At 40.9% G+C, this 25748-nt stretch carries 19 protein-coding genes; 10 read left to right on the plus strand and 9 right to left on the minus strand.

Going from position 1 to position 25748, the window contains the following annotated elements; translation table 11 throughout:
* Window positions 1–150 precede the first annotated feature (150 nt).
* The gene (locus J8L97_RS04870) at window positions 151–1326 is read left to right on the plus strand and encodes a Bcr/CflA family multidrug efflux MFS transporter (RefSeq protein WP_211048092.1); all 1176 of its coding nucleotides are present in this window, start codon (window positions 151–153) and stop codon (window positions 1324–1326) included.
* Between the two features lie 53 nt (window positions 1327–1379).
* Here the strand turns inward: J8L97_RS04870 and grpE are convergent, their stop codons facing one another.
* Both grpE and J8L97_RS04880 read right to left on the minus strand, forming a co-directional pair.
* Entirely contained in the window at window positions 1380–1976 is a 597-nt protein-coding gene (grpE, locus tag J8L97_RS04875; protein ID WP_192507901.1) for a nucleotide exchange factor GrpE, read from the minus strand.
* A gap of 58 nt (window positions 1977–2034) precedes the next feature.
* A complete protein-coding gene (locus tag J8L97_RS04880) occupies window positions 2035–2979 on the minus strand; it encodes an HrcA family transcriptional regulator (protein ID WP_210996927.1) in 945 nt (314 codons plus the stop codon).
* Between the two features lie 88 nt (window positions 2980–3067).
* Here J8L97_RS04880 and nadK point away from each other — a divergent pair, with 88 nt between their 5' ends.
* The 3 genes from nadK (at window position 3068) to recN (ending at window position 6370) form a co-directional block, all read left to right on the plus strand.
* Window positions 3068–3952, plus strand: a complete 885-nt coding sequence (gene nadK, locus J8L97_RS04885) for an NAD(+) kinase (protein ID WP_192507902.1) — start codon at window positions 3068–3070, stop codon at window positions 3950–3952.
* Window positions 3953–4015: 63 nt separating this feature from the next.
* Window positions 4016–4600: a hypothetical protein gene (locus J8L97_RS04890; protein WP_211048093.1), complete on the plus strand. Its 585-nt coding sequence runs from the start codon at window positions 4016–4018 to the stop codon at window positions 4598–4600.
* Between the two features lie 93 nt (window positions 4601–4693).
* Window positions 4694–6370, plus strand: coding sequence for a DNA repair protein RecN (recN, locus tag J8L97_RS04895; RefSeq protein ID WP_211048094.1), 1677 nt, complete (start codon window positions 4694–4696; stop codon window positions 6368–6370).
* A gap of 85 nt (window positions 6371–6455) precedes the next feature.
* Here recN and J8L97_RS04900 read toward each other — a convergent pair whose 3' ends face one another.
* The 3 genes from J8L97_RS04900 to J8L97_RS04910 all read right to left on the minus strand — a co-directional run bounded on the left by J8L97_RS04900 (window position 6456) and on the right by J8L97_RS04910 (window position 13163).
* Window positions 6456–7871, minus strand: a complete 1416-nt coding sequence (locus J8L97_RS04900; RefSeq protein ID WP_192507905.1) for an FAD-dependent oxidoreductase — start codon at window positions 7869–7871, stop codon at window positions 6456–6458.
* Window positions 7872–7879: 8 nt separating this feature from the next.
* On the minus strand, window positions 7880–12340 hold the full coding sequence (gene gltB / locus J8L97_RS04905) for a glutamate synthase large subunit (RefSeq protein WP_211048095.1): 4461 nt from the start codon (window positions 12338–12340) through the stop codon (window positions 7880–7882).
* Between the two features lie 475 nt (window positions 12341–12815).
* Entirely contained in the window at window positions 12816–13163 is a 348-nt protein-coding gene (locus tag J8L97_RS04910; protein ID WP_192507907.1) for a Grx4 family monothiol glutaredoxin, read from the minus strand.
* 237 nt (window positions 13164–13400) lie between these two features.
* Here J8L97_RS04910 and J8L97_RS04915 point away from each other — a divergent pair, with 237 nt between their 5' ends.
* From J8L97_RS04915 to J8L97_RS04930, 4 genes are all read left to right on the plus strand, one after another.
* Window positions 13401–13982 (plus strand): Fe-Mn family superoxide dismutase, encoded by a 582-nt coding sequence (locus J8L97_RS04915; protein ID WP_192507908.1) that lies wholly within the window; start codon window positions 13401–13403, stop codon window positions 13980–13982.
* A gap of 203 nt (window positions 13983–14185) precedes the next feature.
* Window positions 14186–16108: a PrkA family serine protein kinase gene (locus J8L97_RS04920; RefSeq protein ID WP_192507909.1), complete on the plus strand. Its 1923-nt coding sequence runs from the start codon at window positions 14186–14188 to the stop codon at window positions 16106–16108.
* A gap of 26 nt (window positions 16109–16134) precedes the next feature.
* A complete protein-coding gene (locus J8L97_RS04925) occupies window positions 16135–17418 on the plus strand; it encodes a YeaH/YhbH family protein (RefSeq protein WP_192507910.1) in 1284 nt (427 codons plus the stop codon).
* 20 nt (window positions 17419–17438) lie between these two features.
* On the plus strand, window positions 17439–18950 hold the full coding sequence (locus J8L97_RS04930; protein WP_192507911.1) for a SpoVR family protein: 1512 nt from the start codon (window positions 17439–17441) through the stop codon (window positions 18948–18950).
* Window positions 18951–19054: 104 nt separating this feature from the next.
* Here J8L97_RS04930 and J8L97_RS04935 read toward each other — a convergent pair whose 3' ends face one another.
* Window positions 19055–20026 (minus strand): diguanylate cyclase, encoded by a 972-nt coding sequence (locus tag J8L97_RS04935; RefSeq protein WP_192507912.1) that lies wholly within the window; start codon window positions 20024–20026, stop codon window positions 19055–19057.
* Between the two features lie 4 nt (window positions 20027–20030).
* Window positions 20031–21035 (minus strand): response regulator, encoded by a 1005-nt coding sequence (locus tag J8L97_RS04940; RefSeq protein WP_192507913.1) that lies wholly within the window; start codon window positions 21033–21035, stop codon window positions 20031–20033.
* 205 nt (window positions 21036–21240) lie between these two features.
* On the opposite strand from J8L97_RS04940, the gene tpx reads away from it, so the two are divergent.
* On the plus strand, window positions 21241–21822 hold the full coding sequence (gene tpx, locus J8L97_RS04945) for a thiol peroxidase (protein WP_211048096.1): 582 nt from the start codon (window positions 21241–21243) through the stop codon (window positions 21820–21822).
* 50 nt (window positions 21823–21872) lie between these two features.
* Here the strand turns inward: tpx and adk are convergent, their stop codons facing one another.
* Together adk and htpG are read right to left on the minus strand one after the other, a co-directional pair.
* Window positions 21873–22517, minus strand: a complete 645-nt coding sequence (adk, locus tag J8L97_RS04950) for an adenylate kinase (RefSeq protein WP_192507915.1) — start codon at window positions 22515–22517, stop codon at window positions 21873–21875.
* 154 nt (window positions 22518–22671) lie between these two features.
* The gene (htpG, locus tag J8L97_RS04955) at window positions 22672–24585 is read right to left on the minus strand and encodes a molecular chaperone HtpG (protein ID WP_211048097.1); all 1914 of its coding nucleotides are present in this window, start codon (window positions 24583–24585) and stop codon (window positions 22672–22674) included.
* Between the two features lie 649 nt (window positions 24586–25234).
* Between htpG and J8L97_RS04960 the strand changes: the two genes are divergently transcribed.
* Window positions 25235–25741: a hypothetical protein gene (locus J8L97_RS04960; RefSeq protein WP_211048098.1), complete on the plus strand. Its 507-nt coding sequence runs from the start codon at window positions 25235–25237 to the stop codon at window positions 25739–25741.
* Window positions 25742–25748: the final 7 nt, after the last annotated feature.

Here is a 25748-nt window from a genome sequence, read left to right on the forward strand (position 1 = left end):
CTCATACTTTTTTATGCATTCAGACACCTGAATCGCCAATTTATCTTTAATTGCCAAAAAGTTAAAACCTTAAAACCATTCACCTCATATCAACCTAATTTAGGGAAAATTTGTTATTATTGAAAACCGTGTGAAAATGAAGCATAACCAATGACTCTAGAACACCCTCTCGGCCGATTCTTATTACCTTTGCTCGCAAGTATTGTGGCACTAACACCTCTGGCGATTGATTTATATTTACCAGCCATGTTGGTGATTGCATCTGATCTTAACACCGACCTGGAAAACGTTCAGGTTTCTTTAAGCAGTTACTTAGGTGGATATGCGCTTGGGATGATGGTTTTTGGCCCACTTGCCGATAGGTTTTCACGAACTCGTCTTACTCAAATTGGGTTACTCGGTTTTGCAATGACCTCTGCAGCACTTGCAATCACACAGGACATTCAAGTTTTTTGTATATTAAGAATCCTCCAAGCTTTTTTTGGCGCCGCAGCCTCTGTCGTTGTCCCTGGCGTAATTAGACATTATTACAAAGAAAACACTGCCAAGGGCATGTCGTATGTGTCTATGATCATGATGGTTGCCCCACTGGTTGCCCCCTCACTCGGTGCTGTGTTGATGCTTGTCTGGCATTGGAGTGCCATATTCTTTGTATTAACAGGGTATGCTATTACCATACTTATCATTACACTCACTGTCAGTATTGATGTCCCTCGGTTTACAAACGATAAAATGACACTTCATTTTTTTACTCGCAACTATCTGACTGTTTTTTCTAATAGATCATCTCGCCACGATATATTAACGTCAATGCTCGTATCATTTGCTTTTTTTTGTTTTTTAACATCTGTCCCATTTATTTATCTAGACTACTATCAAGTATCTGAGCAATTATTTGGAATGCTCTTCGCGCTGAATATAATTGCCTTGATGTTTGGTAACTTTCTCAATACCAGACTCGTTCCCAAGATTGGATCCAGAAAAATGCTCTATATTGGCCTATTAATTGGTTTAGTTTCAGGGATATCTGTATTAGTGCTTAGTATTTACGGTGTATCTGTGTGGGTACTTGCCAGTGCAATTGCACCGCTTATGATGAGCTTAGGGATCACAGCAAGTAATGCTGATGCACTCATCTTAATTGCATTTGAAAAACATACGGGAACGGCAACCGCTGTGATCGGCACACTACGGTTTGGCAGTGGCACATTAGTAGGTCCTCTTCTCGCGCTCATACAACCACAAAATACTATTCCATTCGCTGCACTGATGTTTTCAGCTGTAATACTCGCTGGGCTATGTCAAATTCAACACCGACGTTTTTGACCAGATACAAAAAAGGCCGGAGAACCGGCCTAGTTATATATCTTTTTCAATACTTATTCAGCTTCTTTAGACACCATAACCATTGCTGGGCGCAATAAGCGTCCGTTTAAGGTGTAGCCTTTTTGCATAACGGCAAGTACTGTATTAGGTGAAACATCATTACTTGGCTGAATAGACATCGCTTGATGAAATTCAGGGTTGAACGTTTCACCTTGAGGGTTAACCGTCTCAACACCAAACTTAGCGACTGCATCTGCAAAGCTTTTTAATGTCATATCGATGCCTTCAAGAACGGGCTTCAGCGTTTCATTTTCTTTATCTGAAAACTCAATCGCACGCTCTAAATTGTCAATGACAGGTAAAAGCTCATTTGCAAACTTTTCTAAAGCAAATTTGTGTGCCTTCTCAACATCCTGAGCTGCGCGACGACGCATATTCTCAATATCAGCCGCAGCACGGACAACACTATCTTTTTGATCAATCACTTGCTGCTTAGTTGCTTCAAGCTCAGCGTATAGACCCGCTATTTCTTCTTCAGGGCTTAGTTCAGCTTCAACTTCGTTTACTTCAACTTCTTCAACTGAGTCGACGTGCTCAACTGGCTCTACAATTTCTTGCTCATGTTCAGTGGCATTATTTTGCTCAGACATGTAAAACTTCTCCGATTCTTTACAATTGTGGCTAATTATGGGGATTGAATTCTTAGATTCAAGTCCCAAAACTCTCAATTTTAGAAAATTCTCCAATGATTGCTTCTATGGGCGCATATACTGGACAAATTATACAAAAGCGACTCTGATACTCACCCTCAGTAAAGTAAGGCAAACTCAAGATTAAGGAGTCTTCAATATTTAGAGTGTTAAGTTCGTTGGCATAGAGAACTGATATGCCATTTTTGAATGCCAGCCGGTCTTCCACCTCATGTAAAAATGGCACCCCAATATTGAGTTCTCCCTCGAGCTCAAGGCCTTGGTATAAATATCGCTCTCCAACGACAATGCTATTATCTGTACCCAACTGTTGATTCAGCTCTCGAGTCCATTGCGCCAGTTGATCATGACACTGTGGCGGAGCACAGTTTGCCATTGCCTTCATTCGATAAAGGCCTTCGATCAGCGTTTGTTGACTAAATACCGTATTCATCCACGCGGCAAATTGGTAACGTAGTGCATCGGTATCGTTTTCTGGCTTTCTAATACAAATATTATGAGACTGCCCTGCCTTATCAATCAATAACACAAGCCAAGTCATACTATCAAAGCCTAAAACCTCAACCCTAAATACCAATCGAGAACTCGCCTGCGGCAAGCCTACACAACAACACACTTGATACTTTTGACTTAAACCATGGGCAAACTCAACCAGCTGCGTTTGTTGTGGCTGCCAATAAGCCCCTACTTTTGTTAGTTCAAAAAATTCCTCAAACCAGTATCGAAAACCTGCCTCAGTGGGCACTCGGCCAGCTGACGTGTGAGGTGAATATAATAGCCCTTCTCGCTCAAGCCTTGCCATCACATTTCGAACCGTTGCAGAACATACGACCATGCCTTTTTGCTTGGCTATTTTACTCGATGCAACGGGACTACCTTCGCTATCGCAGTAAAGACTCATAACGGCTGTAAAGATTTGTTGGTCACGTGCTGTAATTTTCATATTATTTTAATGGTGACGTTAATTGTCAGTTTCAAGTAGCAAAGATTTCAGTTAGTCTTGCGCTATAAAGAACAAGGGCTATATAAAGATGACATCACCTTTTAAAACCATAGGTTTAATCGGCAAACCAAGCCATGAAGGCGCCGCGTTGACATTACAACGCTTATATACCTTTTTGCAAGCATTAGGTTACGAGGTTTTAGTAGAATCTCGCGTCGGTGCCCAAATTGACGCCATAAACAACAATTCATTAACAGAACTTGTCGAATTAGGTCGTTTATGTGATTTAGCAATTGTCGTAGGTGGCGATGGTAATATGCTAGGTGCTGCAAGAGTATTAGCACGCTTTGATGTTGCTGTTATTGGCGTAAACCGCGGAAACTTAGGCTTTCTCACCGATTTGAGCCCTGATGGGTTTGAAGCCAGTCTTGAAGCCGTGTTACGAGGTGAGTTTATTGCCGAGTCTCGATTTCTGCTCGAAGTTGAAGTTTACCGCCATGCGGAATTAAAAAGTGCTAATTCTGCGGTTAATGAAGCGGTTTTACATGCCGATAAAGTCGCGCATATGATTGAGTTTGAAGCATTCATTGATGATGAATTTGTGTTTTCTCAACGTTCCGATGGACTGATAGTATCAACACCAACAGGATCTACAGCTTATTCATTATCAGGCGGTGGGCCAATTTTAACACCTGAGCTCAATGCAATGGCGTTGGTGCCTATGTTTCCACATACACTCTCAAGCAGACCTTTAGTCGTGGATGCAGATAAGCAAGTCAGGCTCAAACTAAGTTTATCAAATACTGACAGTTTACAAGTAAGTTGTGACAGTCACGTAGTACTGGCTGTATTGCCCGGTGATGAAGTAGTGATAAAAAAAGCAGATAAAAAATTACGCTTAATCCACCCGAAATCATATTCCTACTACAATGTTCTTAGACAAAAATTAAATTGGGGTAGTAGGCTTTACTAATGCTATAGAGATGACGCACAATAGCAAATTAGCATTTTTCTAAATTAGGAAATTATAAGAATTATGAGCTACATTGTTTTTTCTACCTTGGTCTTACTTATTACCTTATTAGGTGTCTATGTGGTTATTGAAAATAATCGTAAAAAGGCCAGAGACGCTGAGAAAAAAATATTCAATGACCGATTAAAAAATATCACATCTCAATTTAAATCTAGAACTGCAGAGTTTGTTGACGCAAAAGCACTGCGTCCAAAATACTCACCTAAAATTAACGCTATTGTCGGTAATTTTTTCGTTGTTCAGCCTCATACTGAAGAAAATCTTGATCAACTTGAGCGTGTTGCCGAGCAGTTTGTTATGTCTGTGGTTTTTGAATTAAACAAATGCCGTGAAACGGGCAATATTGACTTGCTCGCCGACCAGTTACAGTATTTTGTTGCTGAACTCCCTAGCTCGGGGATTGCCTTTAATAAAGAATTCTATCATGAGATTCTACCTGCATTAATTGTCATGATAAAAACCCCAGACCAAGGCCCTAGTAAACCGCAAAGTGAAGAGCCTACTGACGGCCAAGATGCTGTGCAATTAGAGAGTGAACAAGAGACAGAGAAAGACACCACGCAAGAGGCTGCGGCTATAGCTCAATAATTTAGGTTAACGACTTAATAAAATCTATTTTCAGGTTGCATTTATTATAAACACTGTATAAATTAACAGTAAATAACTGTTTGGATACACAGTATGTTAACCAATTTGGAAGTCAATGACTTCGCTATCGTAAGTGCCCTCAATATCGAGTGGCACGCTGGTATGACTGCCATCACTGGTGAAACCGGTGCTGGTAAGTCAATTGCAATAGATGCCTTATCGTTATGTCTCGGTGAACGTGCTGATCCTGCCGCGGTTCGTCCAAGTGCCGATAAAGCACAAATAAGTGCTCATTTTGATATTAGCCAGCTTCCTATTGCACAACAGTTTTTATCTGAGCATATGCTTAACAACGACGATGAAGATTGTATTTTACGTCGAGTCATTAGTAAAACTGGCCGCAGTAAAAGCTATATTAATGGCATTTCTGTCACTGCCAGCCAACTTAGAGAGCTTGGTCAGTACCTCATTTCAATTCACGGCCAACATGCCCATCAGTTACTACTTAAACCAGAGCACCAACTGCATCTATTGGATTCTTATGCTGGCCACACGCCACTCATTAATGCAGTCAGAACTCAGTACATTCACTTCAATAAATTACAACGTGAGCATAGCGAGCTGCTAAAGCAACAACATGCACAGGCCGCACGTCAGCAATTACTTGAATATCAAGTGGCCGAGTTGAACGAGTTTGCAATCACACAGGATGAGTATGAAGCTATCGAAGTCGAACATAGTAAACTCAGTAATAGCCAAACAATTATTGAGACGTGTCAACGAGAGTTACAACACTTATATGAACGAGATGAACAAACAGTATTAAGCCAGTTACAGCAAAGTGTGCAACAATTTGTTGATTTAACTGGTTACGACCAAGCTTTAGAACCTATAGCACAAATGCTTGATGAAGCAGCCGTGCAAGTTGAAGAGGCATGTCGAGAGCTACGTAGCTATAGCGAAAATATCGAACAAGACCCCATGCGCCTGCAAGATGTCGAGTCTCGGCTTTCTCAAGCTATGGACTTATCTCGAAAACATCATATAAAACCTCAGGAACTGTATGAGTTTCATCAGCAGTTATGCGATGAGTTACAAAGTATCAGCTCAGATTCTGCACGCATTGATGACTTAGAAATAGAGATAGCAGATTCATTACATGCATATCAAGTCGCTGCACGTTCATTAAGCGACAGTCGCTGTAAAGCAGCAGCCAAACTCAATGCTTTAATTTCTCAAAGCATGCATTCGCTATCAATGGACAATGGTCGTTTTTCAATTGAACTACAACAAATGCCACAACAAAAACCTAATAGCTCAGGCTTTGATAACATTGAGTTTTTAGTCTCAACAAACCCAGGGCAACCTTTACAGCCACTTGGCAAAGTGGCGTCTGGTGGCGAGCTTTCTCGGATTAGCTTGGCAATCCAAGTTATTATTGCACAACGAGTGACAACACCGACACTTATTTTTGATGAAGTGGATGTAGGGATCTCTGGGCCCACAGCTTCACAAGTTGGTAAACTACTACGACAACTCGGAGACTCTACCCAGGTGATCTGTGTAACACATTTACCGCAAGTCGCCTGTAGTGGACATCAACAACAGTTTGTCGCAAAAACAGTGAAAAATGGGCAAACGTTTACTTCTATGGAAGCCCTTGAACACTCTAAGCGCATTGCTGAAATAGCGCGGCTTATCGGAGGAAATAAAATAAGTGATACAACAAAAGCCAGTGCTGAAGAGTTACTCCTAGTGCAAAGCGCATAGCACCAAACAGTACCAGCCAAGCCAATTTGTGAATACAAAAAATAAGGCCCAATTAAGGGCCTTATTGTCTCCAGGGTAGTACAAACTAAACTTCTAAATAATCTAAAATACCTTCCGCTGCGTTGCGCCCTTCAAAAATAGCAGTCACAACGAGATCTGAGCCTCTCACAGCGTCCCCTCCTGCAAATATTTTTGGGTTGCTAGTTTGGTGGGTATAAGCGCCTTGTTCCGGTGCTTCTATGCCGCCCCAACTATTAATTTGCACATCATACTGTGATAACCAGTCTAAGCTATGTGGTTTAAATCCAAATGCAACCAACACAGCATCAGCATCTAAAACATGTTCAGAGCCTTCCACTTCCTGAGCCCGACGACGACCATTTTCATCCGCATCACCTAGCTGCGTTTTAATCATTTTCACACCAGCCACATTGCCGTTACTGTCTAATACTATCCCTTTTGGCTGAACATTAAATTGAAACTCAATACCTTCTTCTTTGGCATTTTTTACTTCACGTCGAGAGCCTGGCATATTCTCTTCATCTCGACGATAGGCACAGGTGACTTTTGTAGCACCATGACGTACCGAGGTTCGTACACAATCCATCGCTGTATCTCCCCCTCCTAAAACCACTACTTTTTTGCCAGCCATATCAATATAAGGTTGCTTAGACTCGTCATAGCTCATAACACGATTGGTATTGCCTATTAAAAATGGCAAAGCATCATGAACACCCATCGCATCTTCATTCTCGAGACCACCGCGCATACTCTGATATGTCCCAACGCCTACAAATACCGCATCGTACTCACTAAGGAGATCATCCATGGTAATATCAGTGCCAATCTCGGTATTTAATCTAAACTCAACGCCCATTTCAGTGAAAATTTCTCGGCGTTTCTCCATGACGGACTTTTCAAGCTTAAAAGATGGTATCCCAAAAGTTAGCAATCCTCCTATTTCAGGATTTCTATCAAACACCACCGGTTTAACGCCATTACGCACGAGTATATCTGCACAGCCTAATCCAGCAGGACCAGCGCCAATAACAGCAACTTTTTTGTCTGTCCACACAACATACGACATGTCTGGTTTCCAGCCTTGTGCAAATGCCGTGTCTGTAATGTATTTCTCAATATTACCGATAGTCACAGCACCAAATTCTTCATTGAGTGTGCATGCGCCCTCACACAAGCGATCTTGCGGACACACTCGGCCACATACTTCCGGTAAACTATTTGTTCTATGAGACAATTCCGCCGCTTCAATTATCCTGCCGGTACGAATTAACTTTAGCCATTGTGGAATATAATTGTGTACTGGGCACTTCCACTCGCAATACGGATTACCACAATCTAAGCAACGGTCCGATTGAGAGTTAACTTGATTTGTTGAGAATGGTTCATAAATTTCAACAAATGATTGCTTTCGAGTAGAAATTGGTTTTTTTCTCGGGTCTACTCGTTGTACGTCAATAAACTGATACACATTTTCGCTCATACTTCCCCCTATTGAGCCTGAACACGAAGTTCAGCACTGCTGCGTGCTCTATGACCAAGTAAGCTATTAACATCACTAGATTTAGGCTTAATCAACTTAAACATTGGTAAGTACAATTCAAAGTTAGCTAAGATTTGCTCAGCTCTTGAAGAGCACGTTAAATCTAAGTGTTCAGCAATCATGCCGCGCAAATGCTCTTGATGAGAGACTAAGTTTTGTAAACTAACAACTTCCACCAACTCAGGGTTGATACGCTTAGTAAAGTCATCACTTTCATCTAAAATGTATGCAAAACCTCCGGTCATACCCGCGCCAAAATTAACGCCGACTTGCCCCAGAACACATACCACACCGCCGGTCATATATTCACACCCGTTATCTCCTAATCCTTCTACAACGGCATGGACACCCGAGTTTCTGACTGCAAAGCGCTCGCCAGCTCTGCCGGCAGCATATAATTTCCCTCCCGTTGCACCGTACAAGCAGGTATTACCTATAATTGTGGCTTGATGACTTGCGAAGCTTGACCCCATAGGTGGGCGCACGACTAATTTCCCACCAGCCATTCCCTTGCCAACATAATCATTTGCGTCGCCAACAAGAGTTAACTCAAGGCCACCCGCATTCCAAACCCCAAATGACTGACCCGCAGTGCCATGAAGTTCAACTGCAACTGGATCAGCTGCCATTCCTTGGTTTCCGTGAATACTGGCAATATAGCCAGACAACATCGCACCGACAGAACGGTCAGTATTGGCAATCCGATTCACTAGCGAAATACCGCTTTTATTAATAATTGCTTGCTTTGCTTTGTCTAACAACAGTTCATTCAACTTACCCTGATAATGTGAAATATTCGGGGCTGAACAATACAGTGTTTCATTTGTTGGATTATTAGGTTTCGCTAACAAGTCAGATAAGTCCAACTTACTCTGCTTCGCTGTTTTGCCTTCGATCATATCCAATAAATCTGTTCGGCCTATCAGATCAACCAGTCTGGTAACTCCCAGCTGAGCCATGATCTCCCTCGCTTCTTGCGCGATAAATTTAAAGTAGTTCATCGCCATTTCAGGTAAACCATGATAGTGCTTTTGTCGTAATGTATCGTCTTGTGTCGCTACACCTGTCGCACAATTATTCAAATGGCAAATTCTCAAGTACTTACACCCAAGCGCAACCATCGGACCGGTGCCAAAGCCAAAGCTTTCTGCACCCAAAATTGCTGCTTTTATAATATCGAGGCCCGTCTTTAGACCACCATCTGTTTGTAACCGAATACGATGACGTAAGCCATTTTCGACCAATGCCTGCTGTGTCTCTGCTAACCCAAGCTCCCAAGGACTGCCTGCATATTTGACAGAAGTGAGTGGGCTAGCGCCTGTCCCGCCATCATAGCCCGCAATCGTGATTAAATCGGCATAAGCCTTTGCCACACCTGTTGCAATTGTGCCAACACCTGGTTCCGATACCAATTTCACTGAAATCATCGCATTAGGGTTAACTTGTTTTAAATCAAAAATCAGTTGGGCTAAATCTTCAATTGAATAGATATCATGATGCGGTGGTGGAGAAATCAACGTCACCCCAGGTACCGAGTATCTTAACTTAGCGATATAGGGGGTAACTTTTTCCCCTGGGAGCTGTCCACCTTCACCAGGTTTTGCCCCTTGCGCAACCTTTATTTGAATCACATCAGCGCTTTGTAAATAGTGAGGTGTTACACCAAAGCGTCCAGACGCAACTTGCTTGATACGCGAGTTCTTTTCAGTGCCAAAGCGTAATTTGTCTTCTCCACCCTCACCTGAGTTCGAACATCCACCCAAACGGTTCATTGCAATTGCCAAAGCTTCATGAGCTTCAGGAGAAAGTGCACCAATGCTCATTGCCGCAGAATCAAACCGTTTATAAAGTTCTGTGGCAGGTTCTACATCTTCAATTGAGACTGACTGTTGTGCCATATTAAGCGCTAACATATCTCGTAGATTGGTAACCGGTCGATTATTTACTAAATTCGCATATACTTGATAGTCAGCATAATTTCCCGAGCGTACAGCAACTTGTAACGTACTCACGACATCTGGATTATAAGCATGGTACTCTTCACCATGAACAAACTTTAATAAGCCACCATGACTCAATAACTTACGTTTACTGTATGCCAGTTTGTGCAGCTTTGTTTGGTCTGATTCAAATTCATCGAAGCACGCACCTTGAATTCGGCTCGCAACCCCTTTGAAACACAGTTCAACGAGTTCATTAGACAATCCAACCGCTTCAAATAACATAGAACAACGATATGAAGCGATGGTACTAATGCCCATTTTTGACATTATCTTGTATAACCCTTTATTTATCGCTGTACGATACGATATCGTGACTTCCCGATAACTTTTCTTAATGACTTTATCGTCACACATTGCAACTAAAGATTCATAAGCTAAATAAGGGTAAACTGCTGTAGCGCCAAAACCAAGTAACACCGCAAAATGGTGTGGATCTCGCGCACTGCCCGTTTCTACAATGACGTTGGCATCACATCGCAAATTAGTATTGACCAACCTTTGCTGTACTGCGCCCACAGCCATTGCCGCTGGTACTGGCAAGGTATCTTTCGTTGTGTTCCTATCACTCAAAATAACCATCACACACCCTGACTTAGCACTTTTTTGTGCCTCATCACAGATCCGCTTAACTGCGTTTTTCAAGCCTTCTTCAGGCGCATAGTTTAAATCAATACAGCAAGCGCTATAATGTGCATCATCCGCTTCTTTAAGCTGCTGCATATCTGAATATGTTAATATCGGTGAGTCAAATTGGAGACGTTTAGCATGACCTGTTGTCTCGTTAAATACATTTTGCTCTCGACCAATACAGGTGGCCAACGACATAACGTGATTTTCACGTAATGGGTCTATCGGTGGGTTTGTAACTTGGGCAAACTTTTGTCTGAAATAGTCATATAACGCACGAGTTCCTTCGGAAAGAACCGCAAATGGGGTATCATCTCCCATAGAACCGGTTGCTTCTTGACCATTATCACCCATCACGCGCAAAACCTGATCTAGCTCTTCATTACTATAACCAAACAATTTTTGATGCGTTTGTAACGTCACCTTATCAAAACTGCGCTGACCCGTATCCTGCTGCTCGTCAAGCTGTTCAAACGGGGTCAAACGTTTTACATTTTGCTCTAACCACGCTTTATAAGGGTGGCGTGCTTTAAGGTCTTGATCGATTTCATCCGACTGCCAAATTTTGCCATGTAGTGTATCAATAACCAACAATTCACCCGGCCCGACCCGCCCTTTCTCAACGACTTCGTCTGCAGCATAATCCCAAATACCGACTTCTGAAGCGAGCGTAATAAAACCATCTTGTGTAATAACATAACGCGCTGGGCGTAAACCATTTCGATCTAAGTTACAGGCTGCAAAACGACCATCCGACATCACAATACCGGCTGGTCCATCCCAAGGCTCCATATGCATCGAGTTAAAGTCATAAAAGGCGCGCAAATCTTCATCCATTGCCCTATTTTTCTGCCATGCAGGAGGTACCAACATCCTCATCGCTCTAAATAAGTCCATTCCACCGGCTAAAAATAGCTCAAGCATATTGTCTAAACTGGATGAATCGGAACCCACTTCATTGACAAAAGGAGCCGCATTTTGGAGGTCTGGCAATAAAGGAGATGAGAATTTATATGCGCGCGCGCGCGCCCACTGCCGATTACCTGTAATAGTATTGATCTCACCATTGTGCGCCAAATAACGAAATGGTTGCGCAAGCGGCCAACGTGGTTGTGTGTTTGTTGAAAAACGTTGATGAAAAACACAAATCGCGCTGGTCATGCGCATATCAGCCAAATCTGAGTAGAAATTTGGTAAATCGACCGGCATCATCAAGCCTTTGTAAACCGTCACTAAACCCGACAAGCTTGAAATATAAAACTGCTTATCTGCTTCTAGTCGTTTTTCAATGCGACGCCGCGCAATATATAAACGTCGTTCAAGATCTTTTGGACGCCACCCTTCAGGTGCGCTCACAAAAACTTGTTCAAATATTGGTAACTGTTGTTGAGCAATCGGACCCAACATAGAAGGATCTGTTGGCACTATTCGCCAACCAACTAAGGTTAATGTTTCTTTTTCTAGCTCTTCATTAATAACGTCTTTAGCGCGCGTTGCTAAAGTTTTATCTGGGTTTAAAAACATCATGCCTACGGCATAGTTTTTACCCAAGCGCCAATCATTTTCTGCTGCTATGGCACGGAAAAAGCTATCTGGCTTTTGTAGTAATAAACCACAACCGTCACCGGTTTTCCCATCAGAGGCTATCCCACCTCTATGCTGCATACGATCCAACCCTGTGATCGCTGTTCTAATGAGTTTATGGCTTGCTTGACCGCTTGTGTGCGCTATCAAACCAAAGCCACAATTGTCTTTTTCTAGTGCTGAGTCATATAACATGGACTCCTCCCCTTGCTACCCCTGCCAGTGGATTAAACTGCTGACGGTTATTACTGGCCGATATTCAAAATTAGCGGGGATTTAAAACTGAGTCAATACATTTATGAATATATATTCACGAACATGAATATTTCTCATTGGTAAGACAAGTTAACCAAAATGTAAAAAAACCTTTAAAATCGACTTTAAAGAATAAAAAACCAACATGACACCAGTGTCATTATGACAAAAAAGTAAATTAAAAATACGAAATGATACAGTTTACGTAAACGTAAGCATACGAGATTGTGAATATATATTCACCCAATCATAACTGTGATAGATAATTAATAGAAAATATGAATATTATGCAGATAAGAATATGTGAATACTTGGTATAACATACAACACTCAATAAATACGCTTCATTCGTGCCAATGTTAAAAATAAAAAAACCGAGCTCATGGCTCGGTTTTTTCTGTACAAACACTCTTGGTTATTCAGCAGTGTCTGCTTCTGGTGTTTTATATTTTGCCGCTGTTTCTTGGATAAGAGGTTGCAACTCCCCACGCTGGAACATTTCAATAATAATGTCACAACCACCAATTAGCTCACCTTCGACCCATAACTGCGGGAAAGTCGGCCAATTTGCATAGTGTGGTAACTCAGCACGAATGTCTGGGTTAAGAAGAATATCAACATAAGCAAATTGCTCACCGCATCCCATAAGTGCTTGTGAAGCTTGTGATGAAAAACCACAATTTGGTAACTTCGGTGATCCCTTCATATATAGAAGGATTGGGTTTTCTGAAATTTGCTCTTTAATTTTATCAATGGTTTCCATCTTTAACCTCAAAAATGACGATAGCTTAAACCCTACCGATGCGCAATTGTATAAAAATACATCGACTGGGCTAGATTCCTAAATAAGTATAAGGCAACGCCATTGCTGTTTGCCAAAACTTGAGTAAAATACTCAGGAATTATAGTATCACTATAAAGCCAACTCGTATAGAAAAGTGCACTCAACTGCGCTATGTTTCGTATCGATTTTGGCATTTAATAACAATTGGAGATTAAAATGGCATTTGAACTACCGTCACTACCTTATGCAATTGATGCACTTGAGCCACACATTTCAAAAGAAACACTAGAGTTTCACCATGGCAAACACCACAACACCTATGTCGTTAAACTAAATGGTCTTGTTGAAGGCACTGAACTGGCAACTAAATCATTAGAAGAAGTTGTATGCAATTCAGAAGGCGGCGTATTTAATAACGCAGCACAGATCTGGAACCACACGTTCTATTGGAACAGCCTTGCACCAAATGCAGGTGGCGAACCTTCAGGTAATGTAGCTGAGTTAATCAATGCAAAATGGGGCTCATTTGCAGATTTTCAGGCTGCGTTTAATGATAAAGCTGTTAACAACTTCGGCTCAAGCTGGACTTGGTTAGTGCAATTAGCTGATGGTTCACTTGATATTGTTAACACATCAAACGCTGCTACACCGTTAACTGAAGCAGGTGTTACACCAATTTTAACCGTGGACCTTTGGGAACACGCTTACTACATCGACTTCCGTAACGTACGCCCTGATTACCTTAAAGGTTTTTGGGCACTCGTAAACTGGGAATTTGCAAACGCAAACCTCGCATAATTCTTTGCAATAAAATCTGTTTATTTTTTTGCAATAAAGAGGCGCGTAAGCGCCTTTTTTCATTTGCGAATACCATTATGTTATTCCATTAAATGTTTGGAATTTTTAGGCAAATTCTAATTTTCACGTCTAGACTTAAAAGTAACCTTTCCCATTGAAGATTAAATAGCTTTCCTTATTTAAGCAGGTTATTGGAGGTCGTTATGACGATATTTGAACACTACCAATCCAGATATGAAGCAGCTCAAGAAGAAGAATACAGTATCGCTGAATTCCTAGAGATCTGTAAGAACGACAAATCAGCCTATGCCAGTGCCCCAGAACGCCTATTAATGGCCATTGGTGAACCTGAAATGATTGACACCTCAAACGATGCTAGACTCAGTCGACTTTTCTCTAATCGAGTCATCGCTCGCTATCCAGCATTCAATGAGTTTTATGGCATGGAAGATGCCATCGAGCAAATTGTTGCGTACCTAAAGCATGCGGCTCAAGGCCTTGAAGAATGTAAACAAGTTCTATACTTGCTTGGCCCTGTTGGCGGCGGTAAATCTTCGATAGCTGAAAAGTTAAAGTATTTAATGCAACAGGTGCCAATTTACGCTATCAAAGGCTCACCGGTTAACGACCACCCGCTATCACTCTTTAACCCAGTTGAGGATGCTGAGCTCCTCGCGAAAGAATACGGCATCAAACCTCGGTATTTAAAGACCGTTATGTCTCCTTGGGCAACTAAACGTTTGCATGAATTCAACGGGGATATTAGCCAATTCAAAGTAGTGAAACGCTATCCGTCCATACTCGATCAGGTTGCTATTGCTAAAACAGAACCTGGTGATGAAAACAACCAAGACATTTCAGCTCTCGTAGGTAAAGTGGATATCCGTAAATTAGAGCACTTTGCACAAAATGACCCTGATGCATATGCCTATTCTGGCTCCCTATGCTTGGCAAACCAAGGTTTGATGGAATTCGTAGAAATGTTTAAAGCGCCCATTAAGGTGCTACACCCACTTCTTACCGCCACTCAAGAAGGCAACTACAACGGCACGGAAGGTATTTCTGCTTTACCATTCAATGGCATGATTTTAGCGCATTCCAATGAGTCTGAATGGCAAACATTTAAGAATAATAAAAACAATGAAGCATTCTTAGATCGTGTTTACATTGTCAAAGTGCCTTACTGCTTACGGGTATCGGAAGAAGTGAAGATCTACGATAAGCTCATTGAAAACAGTGAACTTGCCTCTGCGCCATGCGCGCCAGGTACACTCGAAACATTAGCAAAATTTGTTTCTTTATCACGTGTAAAAGAGCCGGAAAACTCGAGTATCTATTCGAAGATGCGAGTGTACGACGGTGAAAGTCTCAAAGATACCGATCCTAAAGCAAAGTCTTATCAAGAATATAGAGACTATGCAGGTGTCGATGAAGGCATGAATGGGCTATCGACTCGCTTCGCATTTAAAATATTATCTCGTGTATTTAACTTTGATCATGCAGAAGTTGCTGCCAATCCAGTTCACCTATTTTATGTACTTGAACAACAAATTGAACGTGAACAATTTAACGCCGAAATTCAAGAACGTTATTTAAGTCACTTAAAAGGTTATCTAATACCACAGTATGTTGAATTTATTGGTAAAGAACTACAAACTGCCTATTTAGAGTCATATTCTGAGTACGGCCAAAATATTTTCGACCGCTATGTCACTTATGCCGATTTTTGGATTCAAGATCAAGAGTATAGAGACCCAGATACAGGCCAGCTGTTCGACCGCTCGGCATTAAACGCTGAGCTGGAAAAAATAGAAAAGCCAGCGGGCATTTCAAATCCGAAAGATTTCCGAAATGAAATTGTTAATTTCGTCTTAAGAGCACGAGCACATCATAATGGCAGTAATCCAGTTTGGACCAGTTATGAAAAACTGCGCACTGTAATCGAAAAGAAAATGTTTTCCAATACTGAAGATTTGTTACCCGTTATTTCATTTAATGCAAAAACCTCTGCTGAAGATCAAAAGAAACACGAAGATTTCGTCAATCGCATGGTAGAAAAAGGGTATACCCAAAAGCAAGTTAGACTACTCTCTGAATGGTATCTAAGAGTGAGAAAGTCACAATAAGATTAATTCGACTGAGAGGGTGATTTATGGCGCATTTTATAGACCGTCGCCTGAACGGGAAAAATAAAAGCACGCTTAACCGGCAACGCTTTATTAGGCGTTATAAGAAACAGATAAAAGAAGCTGTTTCAGATGCAATTAATAAGAGAAGCGTGACCGATGTGAGTAGCGGTGAAAGTATTTCAATTCCGCAAAAAGATATGAGTGAACCCGCTTTTCACCAAGGTAAAGGGGGGGATCGAGAAATGATCCACCCTGGTAATGACCAATTTACAACGGGCGACAAAATACAACGTCCCCCGTCGGGTCAAGGTGGAGGTGCTGGTGAAGGAGAAGCAAGTGATCAAGGCGAAGGTCAAGACGACTTCGTATTCTCGATATCGAAAGACGAATACCTTGATTTATTATTTGAAGACTTAGAGCTTCCTAATTTACAGCAAAGTCAGTTAGACAAGCTTGTACAAATGAAAACCCATCGGGCTGGGTTTTGTAATGACGGCATGCCAAGCAATTTAGATATTGTGCGTTCTTTACAAGGCTCACTCGCAAGACGAGTGGCTATGTCGGCAGGTAAACGCCGCAGGCTCAAAGAGGCTGAAACTGAATTGGCAGATTTGCTGAATGAGCCAGTGCCGCCACAACATCAAATATCCAAATTAGAATTAGAAATTGACGATTTAAAACGTAAAATCGCCGCAGTACCTTTTATCGATAATTATGATTTGCGTTTTAGAAATTATGAGAAAAAACCGCATCCAACAAGTAAAGCCGTGATGTTTTGTTTAATGGATGTATCTGGTTCTATGGATCAAGGTACTAAAGATATGGCAAAGCGTTTTTATATTTTGTTGTATCAATTTTTAACCCGTACATATAAAGATATCGAAGTTGTCTATATTCGCCATCATACACAAGCAAAAGAAGTCGATGAGCAAGAGTTCTTTTACTCTCAGGAAACGGGTGGAACCATTGTATCTAGTGCACTTAAGTTGATGGACGAAATCGTAAAAGATCGCTATTCGCAAGGTGATTGGAACATATATGCGGCACAAGCATCCGATGGTGACAATTGGGCTGATGACTCGCCCCACTGCACCGATATTATGACCAATCACTTGCTTAAAACGGTGCGCTATTATGCCTATATAGAAATTACCACCCGAGCACACCAAAGTTTATGGCGAGAGTATCAAGCAATTGAAAATTCTTTTGATAATTTTGCAATGCAACATATTAAAAGCGTTGAAGATATTTACCCCATATTCAGAGAACTATTTAAAAAGAATCGTCAACAACAAGGCGCTGCTTAGCCTTTATAGGAGGGAACTATATGAGTTATAACCCTATGAATGACGGACCTGATTGGACATTCGAGATGTTAGCGGAGTATCAGGCCGAAATAGCGCGAGTTGCAGAACACTATCGATTGGACACATATCCTAACCAAATTGAGGTGATCACTGCTGAACAGATGATGGATGCGTATTCAAGCGTTGGTATGCCGATTGGCTACAGCCATTGGTCGTATGGCAAAAAATTTATTCAAACTGAGCAAAATTATAAACGCGGCCAAATGGGCTTGGCGTATGAAATAGTGATTAATTCAGACCCGTGTATTGCCTATCTTATGGAAGAGAATACCTTACCAATGCAAGCACTGGTTATGGCACATGCTTGTTATGGGCACAACTCGTTTTTCAAAGGAAACTATCTATTCAAAACCTGGACTGATGCGCCTTCTATCATCGACTACTTATTATTTGCCAAAAATTACATTGCAGAATGCGAACAAAAATATGGCATTGACGAGGTTGAAAACTTACTCGACTCATGTCACGCATTGATGAATTACGGAGTAGATCGATATAAAAGACCGCAACAAATCTCTCTGTACGAAGAGCAAAAAAGACAAAAAGAACGGGAAGATTATCTACAATCGCAAGTCAATGAACTTTGGCGCACCATTCCGGTTAACGCACATGAAGAAAAAGTGAAGCGGATCCGCTTTCCTAGTGAGCCTCAAGAAAACATACTGTATTTTATTGAGAAAAATGCGCCTCTGCTTGAGTCATGGCAACGAGAAGTCATTCGAATTGTTCGCAAAGTGTCTCAGTACTTTTACCCGCAACGTCAAACTCAAGTCATGAATGAGGGGTGGGCTACTTTTTGGCATTACACCATTCTTAACCACTTGTATGATGAAGGAAAAGTCAGTGATGCATTTATGCTCGAGTTTTTGCAAAGTCATACGAATGTTGTTTATCAGCCTCCCTATAATAGCAAGTTCTATTCAGGCATTAATCCATATGCGCTGGGGTTTAACATGATGGTGGATATTCGTCGTATTTGTGAAAACCCAACAGATGAAGACAAACAATGGTTTCCTGAATTCGCGGGAAAAGATTGGTTAGACACACTGCACTTTGCCATGGAAAACTTCAAAGACGAAAGTTTTGTCAGCCAGTTTTTATCTCCCAAGCTCATTCGTGATTTTAAACTATTTACAATTGTTGATCAGCAAAAGTCACCGCATTTAGAAGTTGGTGCCATTCATAATGATGAAGGCTATCAGTATGTGCGCTCTTCATTATCTGCTCAATATAATTTAAGTAATCACGAACCCAATATACAGGTCTACGATGTAGATGTCAGAGGCGATAGATCTCTAACATTGCGATATGTACCACAAAATGACATACCTCTGGCAGAGTCAAAAAAAGAGGTTCTGAAGCATTTGTATCGGCTGTGGGGGTTTTCAGTGAAGCTAGAGCAATTAGATGCTGACGGAACAAAAACGGTTATTGGTCAATGCCCGATTGAAAATAAAGAAGCATCGGCTTAAACATTAAAGTAGTTGCTCAGCCCTTGTATCCGTTAAAAACCAATAAAAAAGCCCTCTTGATAGGGCTTTTTTATTGGTATCAATATATTGTCAAAAAACGATGGTTACTTTTTCATCTCAATGCTGTATCCAGTCACCTTATTTCTACCTGTTTCTTTTGAATGGTATAAAGCGGTATCTGCCGCTTCAATCCACTCTTCATGCTTTTTAAAGTCACTGGTATAGGTTGCAAACCCGACACTCACGGTAATTTGTATTTGTTTGTTATCATAGAAAATAGATGACTTTTCTATTAAACTTCTTAAGCGCTCCGCAAATATTTGCGCACCTTCAACATCTGTATCCACTAAAGTGACCACAAACTCCTCACCACCATAACGTCCTGCCGTGTCAGTTTCTCTTAAGGTTTTTTTCAATAGATCAGAAATATGTCGTATGGCTTCATCTCCACCACTATGACCATAGGCATCATTTACGCGCTTAAAGTAATCGATATCAAACATCAACAAGCTACAAATGCCTTGGCTACGTTGCAACCGCTTAAACTCTTTCCGTAATGTTGATTCCCAATACCCGCGATTTGCCAATGTGGTCAAGCTATCAGTGCGACTCATTTGTTCAAGCTTATGATTTGCTTGTTCCAGTTCTAGCTTGTTCATTGCTTCATCGGTAACATCATAAATTATGATACAAATATGCCCTACCTCACCCGTGATCGTACTCAAAGGAATAATTGTTGAGCTTTGATACATATGATCAGCTTTTCCTGTGATCGGGCGGTAATTTTTAAATTTAAATATATACGGCTGTTGTTCCCAAATAGTAAAAGAGCGATTTTTTAATACAAATACCGACTCTGTTTTACTTCTAAACCACTGCTCATCAATACTCGGAAACAAATCAAAGATATCTTTGTCTTTTACAGCGCTTGGCAACAATCCAGAATGGTTTTCCATAAACCCATTCCAAATACACACTTTGTAGTCTCTGTCTAATACGACTAAACCAACATCAACCGTATTAAACATATCCATTAACCAATGGATTTCATTCATGTCAAAATCAGCAGCAGGCATAGTTTTAATCTTCTAATAAGTATTCGACTTTATACTTTAAGGTCTTCAATGAGTCCTCGGTAAATAACAGCATTAAGTCACAATTGATGTTGTGGTTTTCTATTCCATAGCTAATTTCTATAGCAAGCGTGCGCTGCCATCTAGATTTATTGGCTTTTACCAGTTCAGACACATCACAGTGCTGCCCCAGCACAACTGGGTGTCCTTGGCTAAATGGCATGTCGAGTTGTCGTGACAACCCAGTTAGAATAGACCCTATTAAGATGTTACTAATGTCCATCAACAGTTCAAGCTCAACTTTCTCGTTAAGTTCCCCGTGATAATTCATGAGTGAGGCTACTTCTTTGAAGCTAGAATCATTCAATAATAACAATGCTTCGCCCGATACCCCGCCGCCTATAAACCCTTGGCACACACCCGAGGTACTCGCGCTAGCATCTATTGCTTGCAAAGCCATGTGTAATTCACTCACTTCAAGCACATTGACATTGGGTATGGGTAACTCAACAAACACATTAAGCAATCGAGCTAATAAGTCACCGGCCTGCCCCATTGCAACATTGGTCAATTCTTGGTAAATATCTCTAATTTCTGGGTCGAGTTGTTCACCGAGCTTATGAACCAAGCTCTCACGTATTGCGCGATCTCTGATCCCGTGATGCTCTATTATTTCAGCAAGCTTTGCTGCATCACAGGGTTTACGAATAAAGTCGATCGCACCCAACTCAATAACGCGCTGATGTGCATTTGGCTGAATATCACCCGATACTACAACCGTTAAAACGTTTAAATCTTGGCTTTGAATTTCTTGTAATACACCATACCCATCCATGTGTGGCATATTTAAATCTAAGAATAAAATCTCTGGTGAACACTGTTTGATTTTTTCAATGCAATCTAATCCGTGTTCAGCAAATTCAACCTTAATATCCCAATCCTCAGGCAACGAACGGGCCAATTGTCGGCGCGCTAATTTAGAGTCATCACATATTAAAACTAATGTTGACATAAAAGCTCTCTTTGCTCGAGTTGATCTCAATAGTCACTCAATTGAGACAATAGTGGTTATTATACTGTTTTTAGTGGCTCAATTTTACGGCTAATGTTAATAAAATACCTAACGATTTACAACGTGCTTATCCGGTAATACTTTGTTAGCGTTTTACAGTATAATACACTGACGCCAATTAAGATAACTCGAAAAGGAATACTTTATGCTGAAAGTCTCCATTATTGCTACAAGCCTCATCGCCATGAGCGCCTTTGCTTACGATTTACCAGAGAATACGATTGACTCAGGCAAAGTTCATGCACAAGACAAACCTGTAACCCTTTTAGGTAAAGGGGTTACTGAAGGTCAACAAGCTCCTAACTTTAAAGTAGTTGATGAGGCATTTGTACCTGTGAGCCTATCTGATTTTAACGGGCAAGCGGTATTAATAAGTGTTGTACCAAGTTTAGATACTGGCATTTGTAGCCTACAGACGAAACACTTTAATGAACAAGTCGCAAATACCTATAAAGACGTAAAAATGTTAACAATTAGTGCTGATTTACCCTTCGCACAAAAACGTTTTTGTAAGCAAGAAAATATAGATAAAGTCACGACACTATCAGACTCAGTGTGGCGTAATTTTGGCGAGAACTACGGTTTATACATAAAAGATATGGGATTACTCAGCCGAGCGGTTTTAATTCTAGATAAAAATCATAAAATTGTTTATAAGCAATTAGTCAAAAACCTTGCCTCTGAACCTGATTACACACAAGTCATTGAACAATTAAAAGCACTATAAAAAAACCGCCAACAGGCGGTTTTTTCTTAATTTAAGCATCAATCAAGCAATTAGCCTAAAAGCTCTGCAAGTTGACCGCTGACAGCTTCAACTGCCTGAGTACCATCTAATTTATGGTATTGCGTGTTACCTGAGTCAGCTTCCGCTTGGTAGTAGCTTACCAATGGCTTAGTTTGCTCATGGTAAATACCAAGGCGCTTTTTAACTGTTTCTTCAACATCATCAGGACGAATGATTAAGTCTTCGCCTGTCACGTCATCTTTGCCTTCAACCTTTGCAGGGTTATAAACAACATGATAAACACGACCAGAACCAGGGTGTACACGACGTCCGCCCATGCGCTCAACAATGATGTCATCAGCTACATCGAACTCAATAACGTGGTCAATGCTAATGCCATTGTCTTTCATTGCATCTGCTTGTGGAATTGTACGAGGGAAACCATCCAGTAAGAATCCTTTTGCACAATCGGCTTTAGCAATACGCTCTTTTACAAGGCCAATGATGATTTCATCAGATACTAGCTGACCTGCATCCATCACTTTTTTCGCTTCAAGGCCTAAAGGCGTGCTTTCTTTGATAGCAGCGCGCAGCATGTCACCAGTAGAGATCTGTGGAATGCCGTGCTTTTCCATTAAGAATTGTGCTTGAGTGCCTTTACCTGCACCCGGTGCGCCCAAAAGGATAATGCGCATAATATGTTCCTCGTATCGGAGTTTATTTAAATTTGGTTGAATTTTTTCATAAGCGCCGGTGTTTCTCAAGCAACTTATACTAATTGCTAAGGTTAATTCGTTATAGATAAAAAAAAGGGGCATAAAGCCCCCTTTTCTAACTCAATTTAAATGCTTATTTGCTTAAATCAAGCATGAGTTTGTTCAAACGAGCCACAAACCCTGCTGGGTCTTTTAAGCTACCGCGCTCTGCAAGTAACGCTTGGTCAAATAATACTTCTGACCACTGTACAAACTTGTCTTCATCTTGCTCAACATTTAGGTGTTTAACAAGCTGGTGCTCAGGGTTCAGTTCAAATACTGGCTTTGATTCCGGTGCTGCTTGACCCACAGACTCCATTAGCTTTTGCATTTGAGAACTCATGTCGTGCTCATCAGCAACAACACACGCTGGAGAATCAGTCAAACGATGCGTAAAGCGTACTTCTTTCACTTTATCACCCAGCACTTCTTTAATGCGCTCAACTAAGCCTTCAACTTCTTTTTCGCTCTCTTCTTGTGCTTTCTTCGCTTCTTCGTCGTCTAACTCACCTAAGTCTAAGTCACCACGAGTGATTGATTGTAGTTGCTTCTCATCAAGCTCAGTTAGGTGGCTCATCATCCACTCATCAACACGGTCAGACAACAATAATACTTCGATGCCTTTCTTACGGAAGATTTCTAGATGTGGAGAGCTCTTAGCTGCTTCAAAGCTATCAGCAACAACATAATAAATCTTATCTTGGCCTTCCTTCATACGCTCAACATACTGCTCTAACGACACGTTCTGTGTTGCTTCGTCAGTGTGCGTAGAGCTAAAGCGCAATAACTTAGCAATGGCTTCTTTGTTGGCTGAATCTTCTGCTGGACCTTCTTTGATCACTTGACCAAATTCATTCCAGAATGTTTGATACTCTTCAGGCTTGTTTTTGCCCATACGGTCAAGCATTTTAAGTACGCGAGATGTGCAGCCTTTACGAATTGCTTGTGTGATCTTGTTATCTTGTAAGATTTCACGAGAAATATTCAGAGGCAAATCGTTTGAATCAAGTAAACCTTTAACAAAACGTAGGTAGCTTGGCATGAACTGCTCAGCGTCATCCATAATGAAAACGCGTTGTACATAAAGCTTTAAGCCCGTTTGACGGTCACGGTTGAACATGTCGAACGGCGCTTTTTTAGGAATATACAATAAGCTTGTGTATTCTGTTTTACCTTCAACCTTGTTATGTGCCCATGTTAGTGGCTCTTCCCAGTCATGACCAACGTGCTTGTAAAATTCTTTGTATTCTTCTTCACTGATCTCTGATTTATCACGAGACCAAAGCGCTGTGGCACGGTTAATAGCTTCCCACTCACCCGGAACTGCTTCAATTTTTTCACCGTCTGGACCTTCTGACTCAGGTACTGGTGCTTTGAACATTTCAACAGGAATAGAAATATGGTCAGAGTATTTAGTCACAATACCGCGTAGCCTGAAGTCGTCTAAGAACTCACCTTCGTCTTCACGTAAATGCAGCACGATTTCAGTACCACGACCTTCTTTTTCAACTTCAGCAAGCGTGTAATCGCCTTCACCTTGTGAATGCCATTCAACAGCTGTGCTTTCACCCGCTTTACGCGTAGTTACAGTTACAGCATCTGCAACGATGAATGCAGAGTAAAAACCAACACCAAATTGACCAATTAGCTGTGAATCTTGTGCTTGATCACCCGTTAAGTTACTAAAGAATTCAGCCGTACCAGATTTAGCAATCGTCCCTAATGAGCTGATCACTTCTTCACGTGTCATACCAATACCGTTATCAGAAATAGTCACGGTATTCGCGTCTTTATCAACACTGACACGTACGCGTAAATCTGCATCACCATCATAAAGGCTACCATCAGACAGAGCTAAAAAGCGCAGTTTATCTGCTGCATCTGATGCGTTAGATACAAGTTCACGTAAGAAGATTTCTTTATTCGAGTACAAAGAATGGATCATTAGGTTTAATAATTGTTTTACTTCTGTTTGAAAGCCTAATGTTTCTTTTTGAGCTGTGGTCATCGTTCTCTCCGTCTAACCAAATTGATACTAAATATTATGCAAAAGGATATGGGGGGGAGTTTTTCAAGTTCAAGGGGGAAATTATATTTTTATAGTGAATCTAAGTTGAAAAGCCATTGCAGTCGTCTGTTTAGTTTAAATGAAAGTGTATTTTCGTGATTTTTTACAGCATATAAGTCCTGACGCTGACCATAATTCTAGCCATAAATTTATGCGTAACGGTAAAGGTCGGCATGATTTGCTGAAAGCTGGGAAGTCCACTTAATAGTGACCACCAACTTACTTTTTACGTGCTATCGCCATGAAGATCCCCCCCCATATGTCAAGCTGAATTTAAAGATAGGTGATAAATAAAAAATAAGTAATGTGAGATAAATAGCATTGTCAAATCACTGTTTTAAATACCTGATTATTAGTACCGCTTCTGTTTGCAGAGTGATGATGTAATGTTGATGTAATGTTTTTTACAATCAACCTCCAATAACCTGTGCACAACTTCTAACGACTGGCTGGAAGTTACATTTGCATTCTTTTGAATTTAAGTACGCGTAAATTCTTTAGTCTGTGTTCCTTCAAATTGTACTTGTTAATACATCATAGAAGTATTTAGCAAAAAACAATAACTAAACTACTTAAAAAGGTTTTTACAATGACAGCTTTAAAAACAATGTGGCAAACTTCCTTACCAAAAACTGGTGATAATGTTATTAGCTCCGTTGTAGCGAATAGATACGTATATGCCGCGGGTCAAGGGCGGGTATTTAAATTAACCATCGATGGCGGAACAATAGAAAATACAAATACATTACCTGACAGAGGAAATCACGCGGTGAACTTAGTATTGTCTGATGACGAGAAAACACTCTATGCAGGCACTGATGGGTATGCGATTGCGATTGAAACACTTACAATGGAAACCAAGTGGCAAACTTCTTTACCAAATACAGGTGATAATGAAGTCAACTTGCTTCTAACTGATAAATTCCTTTTCTGTGGGTCTAGCGGTCATGTCTATCAATTAGATCATAATGGTAACACCCTAGGCCATAATGATTTACCTGACAGAGGTAATCATGAAGTTCAAATGTGCATAAATAAATCAGAAACAGTGCTTTATGTGGGTACTGATGGATATGAAATTGCCATTTCAATTTAATCTAGTT

The organism is Pseudoalteromonas sp. MMG012 (assembly GCF_018100875.1).
GTDB lineage: Bacteria > Pseudomonadota > Gammaproteobacteria > Enterobacterales > Alteromonadaceae > Pseudoalteromonas > Pseudoalteromonas aurantia.